Consider the following 690-nt stretch of genomic DNA (forward strand, 5'->3'; position numbering starts at 1 on the left):
GAGATGGTCGACGCCCTGGAACACTGGCTGAACGAGCGCGACATTGCCGAAGACCAATACGATAGCGGCGGCGGCATCTGACGACAGGCTGATGCTTGAAATCTTCGAGCGCCTGGCCTTGTCGGCCGGGCGCGAGGTGATGCGCGTGTTCCACGCCGGCTGTGCGGTTGACCGCAAGTCCGACGCCTCGCCGGTGACCGAGGCGGACCGCGAGAGCGAAAAGATCATTCTCGCCGGACTGCGTGCCGCATTTCCCGATATCCCCTGCGTGGCCGAGGAAGAAGCTTCCGCCGGTATCGTGCCGCCCGACCTAAATGGGGCTTTCTTCCTGATCGATCCGCTCGACGGCACCAAGGAATTCGTCAACCGCCGCACCGATTTCACCGTCAACATAGCGCTGGTTCGCGATGGCGTGCCGGAAGTCGGCGTCGTCTTTGCGCCCTGCGCGGGCCGCTTCTTTTCCGGCCTGCCGGGAAGGGCGGAATCTCTCGAAATCGATGGCGGCTACCAGATCGTCGGCCGCCGGCCGATCTCGGTGAGAAGGGCCGTGGCGCCTCTGGCCGTCGTCGCCAGCCGTTCCCACAACACGCCGGAAACCGAGGCCTATATTCGCGACCTTGGTGCCGCCGAAATCGTCTCGGTCGGTTCGTCCTTGAAATTCTGCCTTCTCGCCAGTGCCGAGGCTGATGT

Annotated in this window: 1 protein-coding gene; it reads left to right on the top strand. The window is 63.8% G+C overall.

All coding sequences use genetic code 11. The features are described 5' to 3' along the window. Positions 1-91: 91 nt before the first annotated feature. On the top strand, positions 92-690 hold a 599-nt coding region (cysQ, locus tag EOA22_RS36110; protein ID WP_164756309.1), incomplete at its 3' end, for a 3'(2'),5'-bisphosphate nucleotidase CysQ.

This window comes from Mesorhizobium sp. M7A.F.Ca.US.014.04.1.1, from assembly GCF_003998745.1.
Taxonomy (GTDB): Bacteria; Pseudomonadota; Alphaproteobacteria; order Rhizobiales; family Rhizobiaceae; genus Mesorhizobium; species Mesorhizobium ciceri.